The following is a 16,011-nucleotide window of genomic DNA, read 5'->3' as shown; positions in this document are numbered from 1 at the left end:
ATAGGGAATAGGCGGCGACCTGTCCAGACAAGATGCGTCGGTATTTACACTCCGTCCGGCGCCAAATCTTATGCTCCGCTCTCGTCCTCCGAACGCCGCGATGTGGCCGGGGCGCCTTCGCCATCCTCGTCGGCATCGATGTCGCCGGGGACCACGTAGCGCTCGTTCAGCCAGCGGCCGAGATCGACATCGGCGCAGCGCTTGGAGCAGAAGGGCCGGTAAGCCACCTCGCGCGGCTTGCCGCAGATCGGGCAGCGCGGGGTGGGCTTGGCGGCGGCTTCGCTCTTGTTGTCCTGCTTATCGTCGCCAGTCTGATGGTTCATACGGCATCGACCTCGGCTCGGTTCAGCCAGTTGAAATAGACCGGGAAACCTTCACCGGCCAAGAGGCTGACAACTTCGATCAGAGGCAAACCCACGACGTTGGAATAGGATCCGACGATTTTTTCGACAAATGCGCCCGCCACGCCCTGGATCGCATAGCCGCCGGCCTTGCCGCGCCATTCGCCGCAGGCGAGATAGCTGTCGGTCTCCTCGCGGTTGAGGCGCTTCAGACGGACCCGCGTCTCGACCGTGCGCATCCGCACATTGCCCTCGGGCGTGGCGATGCAGACCGCCGTGTAGACCTTATGCGTGCGGCCGGACAGCGTCGCCAGCGCCTTGGCGGCCTCGTCGAGATATTCCGGCTTGCCGATCGAGTGGCGGCCGATGGCGACGACGGTGTCGGCGGCGAGCACGAAAGCGTCCTTCAGCTCCGGCTCGCGCTGGATGCGCTCCCGCGAGGCGAGCGCCTTGGCCTTGGCGAGGCGCTGGGCAAGGCTGCGCGGCCGCTCGCCCTTCTTCGGGGTCTCGTCGATCGAGGCGGGCCGCAGCGCGTTCGGCTCGATGCCGACCTGTTCGAGCAGCGCCAGCCGGCGCGGCGAGGCGCTGGCAAGCACCAGCAGATGGCTGGCGAGGGCGCGCTTTTTCGATTTGCCGCCGGATTGCACCGGCTGCGCGCCGTCCGCATTCGCGCCCAGCAACGCGGCATTGGGAAGAATCATGGTGTGCCGTTTCGGAAAACCGTTCTTGACGCGGGGAGATTGGCCGCCCCGCCGGGCAAAATCAAGCCTCTCCTCCGCCGCCGCCCGGTCGCCGGCCTGCTTTCCCCCCGCCCCCGCCGAGCCCGCCAAGCTCAATGCGGCGGGCGCGCGGCAAATCGCCGGTTAGCCTTCAATAATCAGTCAATTTGCGTTAGTCTCGATCCTTAGCCGACAATGAGCCCGCCAGTCAGCCGATGAGAGTTACGGCAAATGATGCGCCTGCAACGGAAGATGTCGCAGCTTCTCATCGTGGACATACAAGATAAAGTATTAGCGCCCATTTCCGGCGGTAAAGAACTGGTGCAAAACGCGTCGCGCTTGATCAAGGCCGCCAAGCTGTTGAAGGTTCCGGTCACGGTTTCGGAACAGGCGCCGAAGGAGCATGGCCACACCGCCGCCGCGCTCCGGCGCGAGCTTGCCGGTGACGCCGCTGTGCTCGCCAAGATGCACTTCTCCTGCCTGCATGACGAGGCCCTGCGCAGCCATTTCGAGGAGACGCGCGACACCGGGCGGGGCCAGATCGTCATCGCCGGCATCGAGGCGCATGTCAGCGTCGCCCAAACCGCGCTCGATATGATCGTCGACGGCTATGAGGTGTTCGTCGCCGCCGACGCGGTCGGCGCGCGGAACGCGGCGCGGCGCGACCTGGCGCTGGCGCGGCTGCGCCAATGCGGCGCCCATATCGTCGACGGCGAGACGGTGATCTGGGAATGGCTGGAAAAGGCCGGCACCGCCGAGTTCACCGAGCTGCAGCCGCTGTTCAAATGACCGCGAGCCGGCCGGGCGCGACGGTTGAATCCTGTGTGAATGGAGCATTCATGAGGCGTTCAGCGCGCGGCCGCTAGCCTGACCTTATCGTATCCCTGTGTCATCCAACGAAGCTTTCCTCGGCAGCATTCAGGGGCATGGAATACAGGGTTTCCATGCCCCCTTTCTTTTCTCCTCCGCGCTTGCCACGCCAGCCGCCGAAGTCTACGGTGCGGGTCATGTCGCTAGCCAGATAAAAGGAGAGCAACCCGTGGCATTCGAACTCCCCGAACTTCCCTACGCCTATGATGCGCTGCAGCCCTACATGTCCGCCGAGACGCTGCAATTCCACCATGACAAGCACCATCTTGCCTATGTCGATAACGGCAATAAGCTGCTTGCCGGGTCGGGCCTGGAGGGGCTGCCGCTGGAAGAGGTGGTGCAGAAATCCTTCGGCACCAATCAGGCGCTCTTCAACAATGCCGGCCAGCATTACAACCACATCCATTTCTGGAAGTGGATGAAGCCCGGCGGCGGCGGCCGCAAGCTGCCCGCTTCGCTGCAGGCCCGGATCGATAGCGATCTCGGCGGCTTCGACAAATTCCGCGAGGTCTTCATCGAGGCCGGCAAGGGCCAGTTCGGCTCCGGCTGGGCATGGCTGGCGCTGAAGGACGGCAAGCTGGAAGTCATGAAGACCGCCAATGGCGAGAGCCCGCTGGTGCATGGCGCCAAGCCGCTGCTCGGCGTCGATGTCTGGGAGCATTCCTATTACATCGACTACCGCAATGCGCGGCCGAAATATCTCGAAGCCTGGTTCGACAATCTCGTCAACTGGGAACATGTCGAGGAGATGTTCGCGGCGGCTTAAGCCCAAACTCATCGCCCCGGCGGCGGAGCCGGGGCGCACTCCCCCCGCGACCCCAGTCCGGCCGCCGATATCCACCGGTTCGCGCCCGCAGCCGCATACGCCATAGGCATTTCCCTGCGGATCAGCTAATCAGAGGAATCAGCGAACTGGACGGCGGGCATGGCGGGTTTTGAAAGAATGCGGCACAAATCTCCGGCCGAATGGCTGAAGAGCGTGCGTGCTTTCGAGGCCATGTCGGACAAGGTGTTGAAGCGCCTTTACGCTGAATGCCATCTGCAGACCATCGAGCGCGGCGAGACCCTGGTCAAGGCCGGCGACGTCCCTGAAGCGCTTTACATCGTCACCTCCGGGCGGCTGCGCACGTCGCGCTTCGCCACCGAACCGGCGCGGGCCGAACTCGGCCCCGGCGCGGTGCTCGCCGAGACCGCCTTCTTCGCCCGCGAGCCGCATGTCACCAGCATCACCGCCGTGCGCGCCAGCATCGTGCTCAAGCTCGAATGGGAGAGTTTTAAGGCGCTCGCCGAAAGCGCGCCGGAGGTCTGGCAAGGCGCGATCAGCAGCCTGATCCGCCCGCGCGAAGGCAAGCTGCCCGCCCGCCCGCGCGTCTCGGCCGACCGCGCCCGCTCGCTCGCCATCTGCCCGGCCGGCAGCGATCCGGTGCCGCCCGATTTCGCCGACCGCCTCGCTCACGCCATCGAGCAGCGCGCCGAATGCCAGATCCTGTCCTCGGAAGGGCTCGGCCAGGATCTGCCCGGCGGCATCGCGCTCGACGATCCGCAGGTCGTGCATTGGCTGAAGGAGCAGGAGAGCCGCTTCGACGTCATCATCCTCGTCACCGACGCCGAGCCGACGCCATGGACCGAACGCGCCATCGCCGAGGCCGACGAAATCTGCCTGATCGGCACGCATGATGGCGGCCGGCTCGGCACGCCGGTGCCGCTCGGGCCGGTCGAGGAACTGGCCTTCGAAATGCGCGGCGCGGATGCCTGCCGGCTGGCGCTGTTCCACGATCCGAGGCGCGGCGTCGCCATCTCCGGCACGCGGCGATGGCTGGAATATCGGCCCGTCCGCTCGCACCATCACCTGCGGCCGAACGCGGCCAAGGATTTCGAACGGCTCGCCCGCTTCATGCTCGGCCAGTCGACCGGCTATTTCGCGACGGCCTCGGGCGTGTTCGGCGCGGCGGCGCTCGGCATCTTCAAGGCTGTGCAGGCGTCGGGCTTCGAGCCGGACTGTTTCGGCGGCACCGGCGCGGGCGCGGCGGTCGCGGCCTGCCTCGCGCTCGGCATGGACCCCGACGATGTCGACCAGCTCGTCACCGAGATCATGGTCGACCGCCGGGCGCTGCGCCGCAAGAACTGGCCGCTGTTCAGCCTCTATGACCAGCGCGCGCTCGACCGGCTGATCCTGAAGCATTTCCCCGACACCGATCTGGCCGACATGCCGGTGCCGTATTACGCCGCCTCGGCCAATCTCTCGACCGGCGATTCGCACATCCACAGCCTCGGCAATCTCCAGGTTGCGGTGCGGGCGAACTGGCCGTTTCCCGGCCTGCTGCCGCCCTTCGTCGACGAGGAGGGGCAGATGCTGACCGATGGCAGCGTCATCACCCCGCCGCCCTTGCAGCCGATGCACCGGCTGAATGCCGGGCCGAATGTGGTGGCCAAGGCCGCGCTTGCGCCCTTCGGTAAATCGCCGGTACGCTACCGCGACCTGCCGGCATGGCAGAAGAAGCAGGCCGCCTTCCGCCTGCCCTGGCAGCCCAAGCCGGACGAGCCGGGCCTGCCCTCCTTCGAGAATCTGCTCGCCGTGCTGAACGACCGCGCGGGCGACGAGGAGGAATGGCTCGGGCCGCTCGACATGCTGCTGGCCGCGCCGATCCCCTCCGGCACCGATGTGATGGCGTGGCGCGAGCATAGCCGGCTGAAGGATCTCAGCTATCAATGGGCGCTGAACGAACTGGAAAAGCGTGCCGCCACCGGCAACCTCCCGCTCGTGGCAGCCATCCCGTCGAGCTGATAGACTGTCCGCCATGACAGACCGGCCGCAGCTCATCATTCCGCATATCACCGCTCAGACCGCTTTCGACCGCGCCGCCGAAAAGCGCCGGGATACCGAATGGCTCGACACGCAGCGGGCCTCGCCTGAGGCCCGGTTATTCCTGCTGATCGACCTGAAATTCGCGATCCGCTCCGATCCCGACCGCAGCAAGACGCGGCTGCGCCCGTTCACCGCCCGAGAGCTTGGCTCAGTAGGGCTCGAGATGGCCGGGGCAAGCTTCCTCGGCATCGCGGAGGACGGCGCGCCGCTCTTCGCCCTCTGCCTATCGCCCTCGGAAGCGGCGCGCCTGCCCGACGGCGCCGAGACCTTCGCGCCGCTGGTCGATCTGCGTACGCTGGCCAATCAGGGCGAGATGCCGCCCGCCGAGCTGACGCTCGCCGCCCAGATGCGTGGTCTTGCCGCCTGGCACGCGACGAACCGCTGCTGCTCGCGCTGCGGCGGCAAGCTCGAGCTGCGCGAGGGCGGGTGGCGGCTCGATTGCTGGGCCTGCGGCCAGTTGCATTTTCCGCGCTCCGACCCCGCCGTCATCATGCTCATCACCCAGAACGGGCAGTGCCTGATGGGCCACGAGCCACGTTTCCAGGACAATATGTATTCGGTGCTGGCCGGCTTCGTCGAACCGGGCGACGACATCGAGACCGCCGTCCGCCGCGAGATCATGGAGGAGGCGGGCATCCGCGTCGGCCGCGTCGAATATGTGGCGAGCCAGCCCTGGCCCTTCCCGCACCAGCTTATGATCGGCTGCTGGGGCGAGGCGCTGAATTCCGATCTGACGCTCGATCCGGTCGAGATGCCGGAAGCGCGGTGGTTCGGCCGAGAGGAAGTGCGGCAGATGTTGGACAAGGTCCACCCGCGCGGCCATTTCGTGCCGCCGCCTCTGTCGATCTCGCACATGCTGATCCGGGCATTCGCGGACGGGGTTCTGGGCTAGGGTGGTGCGCCGCCCCTTGCTGCAGCTCAACCCTCTCCAAGGGGAGAGGGTGGCACGCGAAGCGTGCCGGGTGAGGGGTTGTAGACTATCGGCTGCTTCACGAACCCCTCACCCCCGCCCTCTCCCAAGGGAGAGGGAGTCCGGCTGCCGTTCGTGGCTGGCGCCGCACTCGTCCGAGGGCCTTTTCAAGCGAGTCCGCTTTCGAATCGCATCTCGACCGTCCGGCCGGCATCCATCGGCGAATCGGAAATTTCAGACTTTGTCCGCATCCGGTGCAATCTCCGGCTGATAGTTGAGCACATCCCGCCTTGCCGCTTGATTTGCGCCGCGCCTGCTGCTTGACTGAATTCACATTCCGCTTGCGCGTCACGCGCGTTTCAACTTTCGCCAGCAAGGAGCAGCCGATGGATCCCGATATGGTCCGGCAGCAAGAGGAGGCGGAAGCTGCCGCACGCCTGCGTTCGCCCATCATGATGATGGCCGCGCCCGCCGATCCGCCCAGCACGCCTCCCGGCGACCATGCCTTCACGCCGCGAATCGAGCCGCGCGAAGACTATATCCCCGCCGAAATCGTGCCGGAAAAGACCGCGCCGGGCTGGGGCGCCGTGCTGCGCGCGACCTTCTACTCGCTGTTCCTGACCGGGCTCGGGCTGATGGCGGGCATTATGTTCGGCGTCAAGCTGGGGCTGGTGCCCTGGCAGAGCCTCCTCATAGGCAGCGCGGCGGGTTTCCTGCTCGGCTGGCTTTCCGCCGTCGGCTCGCTCCGCAAGCGCTATAAGCTGAGTTTCCTGGAAGCCTATCGCGCGCCGCTGGCGCCGACCGGGATCATCCTGGCGGCCCTGATTCTGTCGATGGCCATCGCCTCGCTTTTCACCGATATTTCGCCGACGGCCATGACGCAGCGCGCGCTGCCGACCTATTGGGTCATCGTCAGCATCGGCGGCCTGATCGGCTACGTCGCCGCCGCCTACCGGATGCGCAAGTCGCTCTGGGCCTGAACGCATCGCCGCGCATCCGCGCCGCCGCGATGATTCCAAAGCATCTTATTCTTCGTCGCCCCGGCCGGCAGAGCCGGGGCCTATTGGCTTGACCGCCCGCAAGGTGCCCCTGAGCGCGGCGTGCTTGCGCATCAGGACCCGGTCTCGATCGGCCGGTCCGACTCGCTCCATTCGACCCACGACCCGTCATAGACTGCTGCGGTCTCATTGCCGACACGCGCCAGCCCGAGCGCCAGCACGCAGGCGGTCACGCCCGAACCGCAGCTCGCCACGACGGGCTTCGACACGTCCACCCCGCTCGCCGCGAAGATCTCGGCAATCTCCTCGGGCGACCGCAGCGTGCCATTTTCGGACAGCAAACTCGTGAACGGCACGTTTCTCGATCCCGGAATATGTCCCAGCCTGGGAACCGGTCGCGGCTCCACGCCGGTGCCGGCGAATCGCGCCGCGGCGCGCGCATCGACGATCTGCATCGCCCGGCTGTCCAGCAATTGGGTCATGTCGTTAATATCCCGCACGAGCCCTGAATTCACCCGTGCCGTGAAATGGCGCTCCGTCCGGCGGCGCGCCTCGCCGCTCTGCAGCGTGCGGTCCTCGGCCCGCCATTTCGCCAGGCCGCCATTCAGCACCACCACGTCCTTGGCGCCCATCACCCGGAACATCCACCACGCCCGCGCCGCGCCCGACATGTTGGTCGAATCGTAGATCACGATCCGCATGCCGTCGCCGATGCCCATCTTGCGGACGCGTGAGGCAAACTTCTCCGGCGGCGGCAGCATATGGGGCAGCGGGCTGCTGCTATCCGAAATCTCCTCAATATCGAAGAACACCGCGCCGGGGATATGGGCGTCGCGGAACTCGGCGGCAGCGTCGCGGCCGGAGCCGGGCAGGTGGAAGCTCGCATCCAGGATGACGATGCCGGGCGCATCAAGATGCTCGGCGAGCCAGTCCGTCTCGACCAGCAATTGCGCGGGAGCAGCCATGTCCAAATCCTCCTGCCGCGCGGCCCGAGGGGCCGGCGGCAAATCTTTTTCGGTTCAACGAGAGACGCTAACACCCGCCTCGGCTGGGCGACAAAGGACCAAACGCCGCCTAGACGTCGACAAACACCTGGGGCATTGCCGGACCGCCATTCTCGAGCAGCCAGTCCGGAACCGGCAGATTCTTCTCCCGCAGGAAGGCAGGATTGAACAGCCGGCTCTGATAGCGCGTGCCGTAATCGCACAGCACGGTCACGATAGTATGGCCCGGCCCCATGTCATGGGCGAGCCGCACCGCGCCAGCCACATTGATGCCGCTGGAGCCGCCAAGGCACAAGCCCTCCTGGCGCAGCATCTGAAACACGCGCGAGACCGCCTCGCTATCCGGGATCTGATACGCCTTGTCCACCTCGACATCTTCCAGATTGGCGGTGATCCGCCCCTGGCCGATGCCCTCGGTGATCGAGGTGCCCTGCGCGAACAGCTCGCCCGTCGTATAATAGCTGTACAGCGCCGCGCCGACCGGATCGGCAAGACCGATAATTATGTCGCGCCGCTTCGCCTTCAGCCCCATCGAGACGCCGCCCAGCGTGCCGCCGGTGCCGACGGCGCAGATGAAGGCGTCGAGCTTGCCGTCCGTCTGCGCCCAGATCTCCTCGGCGGTGGTGCGGATATGGCCGTCGCGATTGGCGACATTGTCGAACTGATTCGCCCAAATGGCGCCGTTCGGCTCGGTCTCGGCCAGCTTCTCGGCGAGGCGCTGCGAATAGCGGATATAGTTGTTGGGATCGCGATAGGGCACGGCCGGCACTTCGACCAGCTTGGCGCCGAGCAGGCGCAGCGCGTCCTTCTTCTCCTGCGACTGGCTCTCCGGAATGACGATGACCGTCGGATGGCCGAGCGCGTTCGCCACCACGGCAAGCCCGATGCCGGTATTGCCGGCGGTTCCCTCGACGATGACGCCGCCGGGCCGGAGCCGGCCCTTGAGGATCGCGTCCTCGATCATAAATAAGCCTGCGCGGTCCTTCACGGATTGGCCGGGATTCATGAACTCGGCCTTGCCGAGAATCTCACAGCCGGTCTCCTCGGACGCTCCGCGCAGGCGGATGAGTGGGGTGTTCCCGATCGCATCGAGAACCGATGATGCTATCTCCACTTGGATGCGCCTCCTTTCTGCCGCTGCTTTCACGATCTGCCGCAAGGCAGCGGGAAGCATACGTAAAGCATTTATTCTGTAGCCGCAGCGAAAAACGCTGTGTTATAGACCGGGGCCACATCGGTGGCGCAGCGCCTTCGCGGGCGTGGCGGAACTGGTAGACGCGCTGGATTTAGGTTCCAGTGACGAAAGTCGTGGGGGTTCAAGTCCCTCCGCCCGCACCATATATTCCAGCGCTCAATCGATGCCGTTTAAGCCAGTATAACGATTTTTCGGAAGTTAGAACTCCCATGCAAATCACAGAAACCCTATCCGAGGGCCTGAAGCGCGAGCTGAAAGTCGTCATTGGCGCCGCGGAATTGGATGAGCGCTTGAAAGCCAAGCTCGATGAGCTGAAGGATAAGGTCCAATTGAAGGGCTTCCGGCCCGGAAAAGTTCCGATCGGTCACATCAAGAAGGTCTATGGCCGTTCGGCCATGGCCGAGGTGATCGAACAGGCGGTGGAAGAGTCGCGCGTTCAGGCCTTCAGCGGCCGCGACGAGCGTCCCGCTTTCCAGCCGAACATCCGGTTGCCGGAAGATGAAGGCACGGTCGAGGGCGTCATCAGCGGCGCACACGACCTTGAATTCATCATGTCCTTCGAGGTGCTGCCGAAGATCGAACTGGCCGATCTGAAGAAGCTGAAGGTCGAGCGCCCGGTCGCCGAGGTGGGCGCCGAGGAGATCGACAAGGCGCTGGAGCGGATCCGGGAAGGCAACATGGCCTATGAGGCCAAGGACGGCGCCGCCGAAGACGGCGACCGGCTGACGCTGGATTTCATCGGCAAGATCGACGGCGAACCCTTCGAAGGCGGCGCCGCGACCGACGCGCAGGTGATTCTCGGCCGCGGCATGTTCATCCCCGGTTTCGAGGAAGGTTTGGCCGGCGCCAAGACCGGCGAAGAGCGCACCGTGTCGGCGACCTTCCCGGAAAAATATCAGGCCGCCCATCTTGCAGGAAAGACTGCCGAGTTCGATGTAACGGTTAAGGAAGTCGCAAAACCCATTCTCCCTGCCGTCGACGACGAGTTCGCGAAATCTCTTGGCCTTGAGTCGATCGACAAGCTCAGGCAGGCCGTTCGCGAGCGGATCGCCAAGGATTACTCGGATGCATCGCGCAGCAAGGCCAAGCGCTCGCTGCTTGACGCGCTGGACGAGGCCCACAAGTTCGAGCTGCCGCCCTCGCTCGTCGAGAACGAATTCGCGGCGGTTTGGCAGGAAGTGACGCAGCATTTCGAGCGGTCGAAGAAAAGCTTCGAGGACGAAGGCACGACCGAGGAGAAGGCCCGCGAGGAATATAGGACGATGGCCGAGCGGCGGGTACGGCTCGGGCTGGTGCTGTCCGAGATCGGCCAGCGCAACGAGATCAAAGTAACGGATGAAGAGGTGCGGCGCGCGATCATGCAGCGGGCCCAGCAATATCCGGGGCAGGAGCGCAAGGTCGTCGAGTTCTATTCGAAGAACCCGAATGCCCAGATGGAGCTGCGGGCCCCGCTTTTTGAAGACAAGGTGGTGGACTTTTCGCTCGAGCTTGCCGATGTAACCGACAAGCCGGTCCCGGCCGAGGAGCTGTTCCAGTTGGATCAGGACGAGTTGCCCGGTCATGATCATGACCACGATCATGACCATGATCATCACCACCACCATGATCACGACCACGATCATGGCCATGTGCATGGTCCGGATTGCAACCACGACCACGATCACGACCATCATCACCACGATCATGATCATGACCACGCCGGTCACGACCACGATCACGGCACGGCCAAGAAGGCCGAGGCCAAGCCGGGGAAGAACAAGAAAAAGTGATAGCCATCCAAGCGGGTGCGCAGAACGATTTGTTTAACGCGAATCACCGAGCGTTTCGGTGAGACGCGCGGCTCGGCCGCAACGCAATTTTGGAGTCAGACATGCGCGATCCCGCAGAGTTTTATATGCAGACCTTGGTGCCGATGGTGGTCGAGCAGACCAATCGCGGCGAGCGGGCTTATGACATCTATTCGAGGCTTCTCAAGGAACGCATCATCTTCGTAACGGGGCCGATCGAGGATCACCTCGCCTCCCTCGTCGTGGCTCAGCTTCTTTACGCCGAAGCGGAGAACCCGAAGAAGGAAATCGCCATGTATATCAACTCGCCGGGCGGTGTCGTCACCTCCGGCATGGCGATCTACGACACGATGCAGTTCATCCGCCCGCCGGTCGCCACGCTCTGCGTCGGGCAGGCTGCGTCAATGGGCTCGCTGCTGCTCTGCGCCGGCGAGCCGGGCATGCGCTATGCCCTGCCGCACGCCCGGATCATGGTGCATCAGCCCTCCGGCGGCTTCCAGGGTCAGGCCAGCGACATCGAACGCCACGCCAAGGAAATTCTGGCGATCAGGCAGCGCCTTAACGAGGTTTATGCAAAACATACGGGGCAGCCCGTACAGGTCATTGCGGATGCCCTCGACCGTGACAATTTCATGACTGCCGAAGGCGCGCAGAAATTTGGCCTGATTGATCAGGTCTTATCGAAACGGGTTATGGGCGAAGATAACACGCCGACCCTTCCCAGAGGACGGGTTGACTAATTGGTCGAATGGTGCGGAGAATAGGTTTCGAGGTCGTGAGGGGGTGCTCTGAATTGGTGCTTTTCACGATCTGCGTGAACCCATTCGCCGACCCAGGGTTGCGGTCTTAACGGTCGGGACGAATGGTTGTAGTCAGGAGCCTGTGTTGCCTCGTCAAGGTTGCGTAACTCTCCCGCCCTTTGGCTGCCGGAACCGGCACGGTTTTCGGCAGGCTCCTGCAATTAGAGAAATCTTGATGATTATCCGAATAGATTTGACGCCTGGTCGCCGTGCGCCCTCCGGTGGGCGGCTGACGGGGAGGAGCAATTAACGTGGCATTAAACTACGTGAATTGGTCAGAATTCACCGGAAGGACTGAGGTAAGCGAATGAGCAAGGTGAGCGGCAACGATACGAAGAACACCCTCTACTGCTCCTTCTGCGGAAAGAGCCAGCATGAGGTCCGCAAGCTCATTGCGGGACCGACCGTGTTCATCTGCGATGAATGCGTCGAGCTGTGCATGGACATCATTCGCGAGGAGAATAAGAACTCCTACGTGAAGTCGCGCGACGGCGTGCCGACGCCTTCCGAAATCTGCCATATTCTCGATGATTACGTGATCGGCCAGGAACACGCCAAGAAGGTGCTCTCGGTCGCGGTCCACAATCATTACAAGCGCATCAATCACGCGTCGAAAAACAACGACGTCGAACTGGCTAAGTCGAACATCCTGCTCGTCGGCCCGACCGGCTGCGGCAAGACCCTGCTCGCCCAGACGCTCGCGCGCATTCTCGACGTGCCCTTCACCATGGCCGATGCCACCACGCTGACCGAAGCCGGCTATGTCGGCGAGGACGTGGAGAACATCATCCTGAAGCTGCTGCAGTCGGCCGACTACAATGTCGAGCGGGCGCAGCGCGGCATCGTCTATATCGACGAGGTCGACAAGATCAGCCGCAAGTCCGACAATCCCTCGATCACGCGGGACGTCTCGGGCGAAGGCGTGCAGCAGGCGCTCCTTAAGATCATGGAAGGCACGGTTGCCAGCGTCCCGCCGCAGGGCGGCCGCAAGCATCCGCAGCAGGAATTCCTGCAGGTCGACACGACCAACATCCTGTTCATCTGCGGCGGCGCCTTCTCGGGCCTCGAAAAGATCATCTCGCAGCGAGGCAAATCGACGGCCATCGGCTTCGGCGCCAATGTGCAGTCGCCCGACGATAGGAAGACCGGCGAAGTGCTGCGCCAGGTCGAGCCCGAGGATCTGCTGAAATTCGGCCTGATCCCGGAATTCATCGGCCGTCTGCCTGTGATCGCGACGCTTGAAGACCTCGATGAAGTCGCCCTGGTTCGCATCCTGCGCGAGCCCAAGAACGCGCTGCTGAAGCAATATCAGCGCCTGTTCGACATGGAAGACGTACAGCTCACGCTTGCCGAGGACGCGCTCGGGGCCATCGCCCGCCGCGCCGTCGAACGCAAGACCGGGGCTCGCGGATTGCGCTCCATCATGGAGGCCATCCTCCTGGAAAGCATGTACGAATTGCCCGGCCTGAAGGGCGTCGAAGAGGTTGTCATCAGTTCTGAAGTCGTCGAGGGTAAAGCCAAGCCGCTGCGCATCTATTCGGAGCGGGCCGGGGAGTCGAGCGCCTAGTGCGGGGCCCGATGCCCGCCTCTGCAGAGCGCTTTCGGCATGCCTTACGGCAGGTTGATTTCAGCCCTTCGCATAGCCACCTAAGCAATGTCTTGGACTGGGCAAGCCAAGGTGTTGGGGGAGCCTCACGTGCCAACGCCAAGATTCCTCCGGACAATCCTTATCCGGACCATTTCATTCATCCGGCGAACATGCGCGCAATCGTAAGTTACGCGTAAGAGCCTTTGCAGGGAGACCCAGATGACCGAAAACTACACGCACGCGGTTGAAAACGACGGCAGAGCTGAGGTGTTCCCGGTCCTGCCGCTGCGCGATATCGTGGTTTTCCCCTATATGATCGTGCCGCTCTTCGTCGGGCGCGAAAAGTCCATCCAGGCGCTTGATGAGGTCATGCGCACCGACAAGCAGATCCTGCTCGTCGCCCAGAAGAATGCCGGCGATGACGAGCCCGATCCGGACGCCATCTACGCCATGGGCACGCTCGCCTCGGTGCTGCAGCTCCTCAAGCTGCCGGACGGCACCGTCAAGGTGCTGGTCGAAGGCACCTCGCGCGCGGTCATCAAGCGCTACACCGCCAACGAAGCCTATTTCGAAGCCGAGATCGAACGCGTCGCCGAGCAGATCGGCGCCAAGGACGAGATCGAGGCCCTGGCGCGCTCGACTGTGGCGCAGTTCGAAAGCTATGTGAAGCTGAACAAGAAGATTTCCCCGGAAGTCCTCGGCACGGTTTCGCAGATCGACGACTACTCCAAGCTCGCCGACACCATCGCCTCGCATCTGGCCGTGAAAATCTCCGAGAAGCAGGAAATCCTGGAAATCACCTCGATTTCCGAGCGGCTCGAGCGCGTCTACATGCAGATGGAGAGCGAGATTTCCGTGCTGCAGGTCGAAAAGAAGATCCGCAGCCGCGTCAAGCGCCAGATGGAGAAGACGCAGCGCGAGTACTATCTGAATGAGCAGATGAAGGCCATTCAGAAGGAGCTCGGCGACGGCGACGACCGCGACGATATCTCCGAGTTCGAGGACAAGATCGAGAAGACCAAGCTGTCGAAGGAAGCCCGCGAAAAGGCGCTCGCCGAACTGAAGAAGCTCCGGCAGATGAGCCCGATGTCGGCCGAGGCGACGGTCGTGCGCAACTACCTCGACTGGCTCTTGTCGATCCCGTGGGGCGCCAAGGGCAAGGTCAAGACCGATCTGACCGAGGCCCAGGAAACGCTCGACATGGATCATTACGGCCTGGAGAAGGTCAAGGAGCGGATCGTCGAATATCTCGCTGTGCAGAAGCGCACCAATGCGCTGAAGGGCCCGATCCTCTGCCTCGTCGGACCTCCTGGCGTCGGCAAGACCTCGCTCGGCAAATCGATCGCCAAGGCTACGGGGCGCGAATTCGTGCGCATGTCGCTCGGCGGCGTGCGCGATGAGGCCGAGATCCGTGGTCACCGGCGCACCTATATCGGGTCGATGCCCGGCAAGGTGGTCCAGTCAATGCGCAAGGCCAAGAAGGTCAACCCGCTGTTCCTGCTCGACGAAATCGACAAGATGGGCGCCGATTTCCGGGGTGACCCGGCTTCGGCTCTGCTCGAAGTGCTCGATCCGGAGCAGAATAACGAGTTCAACGACCATTACCTGGAAGTCGATTACGACCTGTCCAACGTGATGTTCGTGACCACGGCCAACACGCTCGACATCCCGCCGGCCCTGATGGACCGCATGGAGATCATCCGCATCGCCGGCTATACCGAGCTGGAGAAGATGGAGATCGCCAAGCGCCACCTCATCCCGAGCCAGCGCGAAGGCCATGGCCTGAAGGAAGAGGAATGGACGGTCAGCGACGATGCGCTGCTCGAGCTGGTGCGCCGCTATACGCGGGAAGCCGGCGTCCGCAATCTGGAGCGTGAGATCGCCAAGCTCGCCCGCAAGGCGGTGAAGGAGATCGAAGGCGGCGGAGCACCGCGCGCCGACGTCACCGCGGCCAATCTGGCCGACTTCCTGGGCGTGCCGCGCTTCCGCTACGGCGAGGCGGAGCGCGAGGATCAGATCGGCGTCGTGACGGGCCTCGCCTGGACCGAAGCCGGCGGCGAGTTGCTGACGGTCGAAGGCGTGATGATGCCGGGCAAGGGCAAGGTGTCCGTCACCGGCAATCTGCGGGATGTGATGAAGGAATCGATCACGGCGGCCAACGCCTATGTCCGCTCGCGGGCGATCGATTTCGGCATCGAGCCGCCGCTGTTCGAGCGCCGCGACCTGCATGTTCACGTGCCGGAAGGCGCAACGCCCAAGGACGGTCCGTCCGCCGGCGTTGCCATGGTCACGGCGATCGTCTCGATCATGACGGGCATTCCGGTCCGCAAGGACGTGGCGATGACCGGTGAGATCACCTTGCGCGGCCGCGTGCTGCCGATCGGCGGCCTGAAGGAAAAGCTGCTGGCAGCCCTGCGCGGCGGCATCAACACGGTGATCATCCCCGAGGAGAACGCCAAGGATCTGGCCGAGATCGCCGACAGCGTGAAAAACCAGCTCAGCATCATCCCGGTCTCGCGGATGGAGCAGGTCCTGGCCATCGCGCTGACCCGCAAGCCGGAGCCGATCCTGTGGGAAGAGCCGGTGATCGTGCAGCAGCCGGCCGTGCCGCTGCCGTCCGATCTGGGTGTCACCGCCCACTAAAGATTGCAGTTAGGCGAAATGGTCATCAAGGCGGCTCCCGAGCGATCGGGGCCGCCTTTTGCCATTTTTCGTTGCTGTATCTCGATTTTCCGTGTTGGCAGCGGTAAATATGTTCTTCAAATATCCAGATATCTGGATAAGGTAGGGCTCCGTCAGGGCGGGTGAACCGGCTGGCGGGACAATGCGGCGCGACTGCCCCCAGTGGCGAGCGCCGTGACGTCACCCGGCTTTCGCGCGGGGCAGCCTTTTCGAGACGGCGAGAAACCGTCGCTCGGGGTGGCGTTTAGGAA

General features: G+C 63.7%; 13 protein-coding genes and 1 tRNA gene. 10 read left to right on the top strand and 4 right to left on the bottom strand.

All coding sequences use genetic code 11. The annotated features are described in order from the left end of the window. Positions 1–68: 68 nt before the first annotated feature. Complete coding sequence (gene yacG / locus BLEFHOIH_RS25790) at positions 69–323, bottom strand: DNA gyrase inhibitor YacG (protein WP_088348932.1); 255 nt, start codon at positions 321–323, stop codon at positions 69–71. Then, positions 320–1,042 carry a Maf family nucleotide pyrophosphatase gene (locus BLEFHOIH_RS25785; RefSeq protein WP_088348966.1) on the bottom strand — a complete coding sequence of 241 codons (723 nt, stop codon included), beginning with the start codon at positions 1,040–1,042 and terminating at the stop codon, positions 320–322. The genes yacG and BLEFHOIH_RS25785 overlap by 4 nt, the downstream gene beginning before the upstream one ends. Before the next feature lie 249 nt (positions 1,043–1,291). On the opposite strand from BLEFHOIH_RS25785, the gene BLEFHOIH_RS25780 reads away from it, so the two are divergent. From BLEFHOIH_RS25780 to BLEFHOIH_RS25760, 5 genes are all read left to right on the top strand, one after another. Beyond that, a complete protein-coding gene (locus BLEFHOIH_RS25780; protein WP_088348931.1) occupies positions 1,292–1,849 on the top strand; it encodes an isochorismatase family protein in 558 nt (185 codons plus the stop codon). 250 nt (positions 1,850–2,099) lie between these two features. Further along, positions 2,100–2,696, top strand: coding sequence for a superoxide dismutase (locus BLEFHOIH_RS25775; RefSeq protein ID WP_088348930.1), 597 nt, complete (start codon positions 2,100–2,102; stop codon positions 2,694–2,696). 177 nt (positions 2,697–2,873) lie between these two features. Beyond that, entirely contained in the window at positions 2,874–4,715 is a 1,842-nt protein-coding gene (locus BLEFHOIH_RS25770) for a cyclic nucleotide-binding and patatin-like phospholipase domain-containing protein (RefSeq protein WP_170937390.1), read from the top strand. Between the two features lie 13 nt (positions 4,716–4,728). Then, positions 4,729–5,688 (top strand): NAD(+) diphosphatase, encoded by a 960-nt coding sequence (gene nudC, locus BLEFHOIH_RS25765; RefSeq protein ID WP_088348928.1) that lies wholly within the window; start codon positions 4,729–4,731, stop codon positions 5,686–5,688. A 404-nt stretch (positions 5,689–6,092) separates the two neighbouring features. Further along, a complete protein-coding gene (locus BLEFHOIH_RS25760; RefSeq protein WP_125461891.1) occupies positions 6,093–6,686 on the top strand; it encodes a DUF4396 domain-containing protein in 594 nt (197 codons plus the stop codon). Positions 6,687–6,817: 131 nt separating this feature from the next. Here BLEFHOIH_RS25760 and sseA read toward each other — a convergent pair whose 3' ends face one another. Then, positions 6,818–7,669 carry a 3-mercaptopyruvate sulfurtransferase gene (gene sseA, locus BLEFHOIH_RS25755; protein ID WP_088348926.1) on the bottom strand — a complete coding sequence of 284 codons (852 nt, stop codon included), beginning with the start codon at positions 7,667–7,669 and terminating at the stop codon, positions 6,818–6,820. Positions 7,670–7,778: 109 nt separating this feature from the next. After that, positions 7,779–8,816, bottom strand: coding sequence for a cysteine synthase A (locus BLEFHOIH_RS25750; RefSeq protein WP_170937395.1), 1,038 nt, complete (start codon positions 8,814–8,816; stop codon positions 7,779–7,781). Between the two features lie 145 nt (positions 8,817–8,961). Between BLEFHOIH_RS25750 and BLEFHOIH_RS25745 the strand changes: the two genes are divergently transcribed. The 5 genes from BLEFHOIH_RS25745 to lon all read left to right on the top strand — a co-directional run bounded on the left by BLEFHOIH_RS25745 (position 8,962) and on the right by lon (position 15,721). Further along, positions 8,962–9,046, top strand: a tRNA-Leu gene (locus tag BLEFHOIH_RS25745). A 66-nt stretch (positions 9,047–9,112) separates the two neighbouring features. Continuing rightward, complete coding sequence (gene tig, locus BLEFHOIH_RS25740; RefSeq protein ID WP_088348925.1) at positions 9,113–10,672, top strand: trigger factor; 1,560 nt, start codon at positions 9,113–9,115, stop codon at positions 10,670–10,672. A 101-nt stretch (positions 10,673–10,773) separates the two neighbouring features. After that, complete coding sequence (locus BLEFHOIH_RS25735; protein WP_088348924.1) at positions 10,774–11,430, top strand: ATP-dependent Clp protease proteolytic subunit; 657 nt, start codon at positions 10,774–10,776, stop codon at positions 11,428–11,430. A gap of 367 nt (positions 11,431–11,797) precedes the next feature. Beyond that, the gene (gene clpX / locus BLEFHOIH_RS25730; protein WP_088348923.1) at positions 11,798–13,057 is read left to right on the top strand and encodes an ATP-dependent Clp protease ATP-binding subunit ClpX; all 1,260 of its coding nucleotides are present in this window, start codon (positions 11,798–11,800) and stop codon (positions 13,055–13,057) included. A gap of 240 nt (positions 13,058–13,297) precedes the next feature. Continuing rightward, the gene (gene lon / locus BLEFHOIH_RS25725) at positions 13,298–15,721 is read left to right on the top strand and encodes an endopeptidase La (protein ID WP_088348922.1); all 2,424 of its coding nucleotides are present in this window, start codon (positions 13,298–13,300) and stop codon (positions 15,719–15,721) included. Positions 15,722–16,011 lie beyond the last annotated feature (290 nt).

The sequence above is a fragment of the Rhodomicrobium sp. R_RK_3 genome (genome assembly GCF_002198715.1).
Lineage (GTDB): Bacteria > Pseudomonadota > Alphaproteobacteria > Rhizobiales > Rhodomicrobiaceae > R-RK-3.
The sequence above is the reverse complement of the archived record's forward strand: the minus strand, read 5'-3'. Positions and strand labels throughout refer to the sequence as shown.

Excerpts from the sequence above, each read along its gene's own strand:
- lon (WP_088348922.1), top strand. The coding sequence starts at position 13,298 with ATGACCGAAAACTACACGCACGCGGTTGAAAACGACGGCAGAGCTGAG.
- nudC (WP_088348928.1), top strand. The coding sequence starts at position 4,729 with ATGACAGACCGGCCGCAGCTCATCATTCCGCATATCACCGCTCAGACC.
- yacG (WP_088348932.1), bottom strand. The coding sequence starts at position 323 with ATGAACCATCAGACTGGCGACGATAAGCAGGACAACAAGAGCGAAGCC.
- BLEFHOIH_RS25785 (WP_088348966.1), bottom strand. The coding sequence starts at position 1,042 with ATGATTCTTCCCAATGCCGCGTTGCTGGGCGCGAATGCGGACGGCGCG.
- tig (WP_088348925.1), top strand. The coding sequence starts at position 9,113 with ATGCAAATCACAGAAACCCTATCCGAGGGCCTGAAGCGCGAGCTGAAA.
- BLEFHOIH_RS25770 (WP_170937390.1), top strand. The coding sequence starts at position 2,874 with ATGCGGCACAAATCTCCGGCCGAATGGCTGAAGAGCGTGCGTGCTTTC.
- BLEFHOIH_RS25735 (WP_088348924.1), top strand. The coding sequence starts at position 10,774 with ATGCGCGATCCCGCAGAGTTTTATATGCAGACCTTGGTGCCGATGGTG.
- clpX (WP_088348923.1), top strand. The coding sequence starts at position 11,798 with ATGAGCAAGGTGAGCGGCAACGATACGAAGAACACCCTCTACTGCTCC.
- BLEFHOIH_RS25780 (WP_088348931.1), top strand. The coding sequence starts at position 1,292 with ATGATGCGCCTGCAACGGAAGATGTCGCAGCTTCTCATCGTGGACATA.
- BLEFHOIH_RS25760 (WP_125461891.1), top strand. The coding sequence starts at position 6,093 with ATGGATCCCGATATGGTCCGGCAGCAAGAGGAGGCGGAAGCTGCCGCA.
- sseA (WP_088348926.1), bottom strand. The coding sequence starts at position 7,669 with ATGGCTGCTCCCGCGCAATTGCTGGTCGAGACGGACTGGCTCGCCGAG.